Annotated in this window: 3 protein-coding genes; all 3 read right to left on the reverse strand. The window is 67.5% G+C overall.

What is annotated here, in order from left to right; all coding sequences use genetic code 11:
* Window positions 1–98 (reverse strand): SDR family NAD(P)-dependent oxidoreductase (locus tag MTR62_RS20825; RefSeq protein ID WP_244024557.1); only part of this gene is annotated, 98 nt, incomplete at its 3' end.
* Between the two features lie 93 nt (window positions 99–191).
* Window positions 192–1,067, reverse strand: a complete 876-nt coding sequence (locus MTR62_RS20830) for an aldose 1-epimerase family protein (protein WP_244024555.1) — start codon at window positions 1,065–1,067, stop codon at window positions 192–194.
* A gap of 50 nt (window positions 1,068–1,117) precedes the next feature.
* A partial coding sequence (locus MTR62_RS20835; protein WP_456152718.1) for a phenylalanine--tRNA ligase subunit beta-related protein occupies window positions 1,118–2,034 on the reverse strand: 917 nt, incomplete at its 5' end.

The following is a 2,034-nucleotide window of genomic DNA, read 5'->3' on the forward strand; positions in this document are numbered from 1 at the left end:
CGGCCCGTGCCGACCACCCGCCAGCCCGCCGCGACCAGCGCGCGCGCGGTGGCTTCACCGATGCCCGAGGTGGCTCCGGTCACAAGAGCGGTTTTCATGGGCGAACTCCTTTCAATGGGACGAACAGGTTTGCAAAGCCTTGCGCAGCCATCCCTGCGAGGAACGCGCGGCGCGCAGCCTTGCGACCGGGCTTACTCGCCCGGCAGGATGACGACGTGCATCTCGAAGAAATTGGTCTGCCCTGCGGGCACCGAGATCACGCCCGGCTTTTCGCGAAAATCGCCTTCGAAGCCGACCGGATCGGCGATCCCCTGCCAGGGCTCGATGCACAGGAAGTCCGCGCCCGGCTTCTGCCAGATGCCGAGCATCGGCAGCGCGGGACACTTGACCGCGACGCGCGGGCCCGAACGCGGGCCGAACGTCACCGTGCGGCTGTTGAGCTTGTCCCAGATCAGCGCATCGGCCTCGAACAGCTCGGCGCGCGGCACGAAGCTGTTGCCCTTGACCGGGGTGTGCTTGCGATCATTGAGCAGCAAGCCGGTCTCGCGGTCGACACGGCGGATCTGCTGCGGCTCGCTTTCCGAAAAGACGATCTTGTGGTCTTCCTTCGCGCCCGCGCCAGGCAAGGGCCAGGCGAAGGCGGGGTGGAAGCCGAAGCTGAAGGGCATCGGCACCTCGCCGCAGTTCTGCACGCCGACGCCCACCACCAGCTTCTTCTCGATCAGCCGGAAGTTGACGTTGAGCTTGAACTCGAAGGGATAGACCGCGCGGGTTTCCTCGCTCGCCCCCAGACTGAACATCACGCGTTCGGCCTCGGCGATGAGCACTTCGAAACGGCTGTGGCGTGCAAAGCCGTGGCGCGGCAGGGCGTATTCCTTGCCGCCCAGGCGATAGCGCCCGCCGTTGAGGCCGCCCACGATCGGGAACAGCAAGGGCGCATGCCCCGACCAGACCTCGGGGTTGCCGTCGTTCATGAATTCGCGCCCCTGCGAATCCCTGAGCGAGCACAGTTCGGCCCCCAGCGGGTTGATCCGTGCGGTCAAATCCCCCGAGCTGATACTGATCAATTCACTGTCCGACACGCGAGCGTCTCCTGTCCTGCGTCAGTCTGCCCGCATCAGCCGCGAAGGCTGGCACCAAGCTTGGCGGCCGCCATGGTCACCTTCTCGGCAATCGCCTTGAGGTCGGCTTCGTTGTAGCTCTTTTCGAGGGGTTGCAGCGTTACTTCGAGCGCCAGCGACTTGTGGCCCTCGGGAACGCCCTGTCCTCGGAAATCGTCGAAAAGACGGGCCGACACGATATTGGTCTTGTCCGCGCCCTGTACAACCCTCACCAGATCGCCAGCCGCCAGGTCCACCGGCACGAGGAAGGCGAAATCGCGCGTGACCGACTGGAGCGCGGGCGGCGTGTAGGAGCCGCGCGTGAAGCTGGCGGCGCCCTTCTTGCCGGGAATGGCCTCGAGGAAGATCTCGACCACGGCCACCGGCCCTGCGACGTCGAACTGCTTGGCGATCGTCGGGTGCAACATGCCAAAGCGCGCCAGCACGTTCTTGGGGCCAAGGCGCAGCGTGGCCGACTGGCCAGGGTGGAACTGCGGCCCCGCCTCGCCCATGACCTGCAACTTCTCGACCGGTGCGCCCGCTTCGGCGAGCAGCGCCAGCGCTTCGGCCTTGGCATCGTAGGCGTCAAACGCCACCGCCTTGCCACCGGCCCAGCCGCGCGGGGTCTTTTCACCGGCCAGCACGACGCCCAGCGTCAGGCGCTCGTCGCTCGCCCCGCCCTTGCCGCGCAAGTAGCGGCGACCCAGCTCGAACAGGCGCAGCGAGGCCGCCCCGCGATCGAGGTTGCGCTTGGCGGCCGAGAGCAGTCCGGGCAGGAGCGAGGGGCGCATGGCCTTCATGTCCTCGCTGATCGGGTTGGCGAGAATCCACAGCGGGCTCGCGTCCGCAAACGCCTCGGCGTCGGCGACCGGCAGGAACGACCAGGTCACCGCCTCGTTGAGCCCGCGCGCGGCGGCCGCGCGGCGCACCCGCC

The organism is Novosphingobium organovorum, assembly GCF_022832435.1.
Taxonomy (GTDB): Bacteria; Pseudomonadota; Alphaproteobacteria; order Sphingomonadales; family Sphingomonadaceae; genus Novosphingobium; species Novosphingobium organovorum.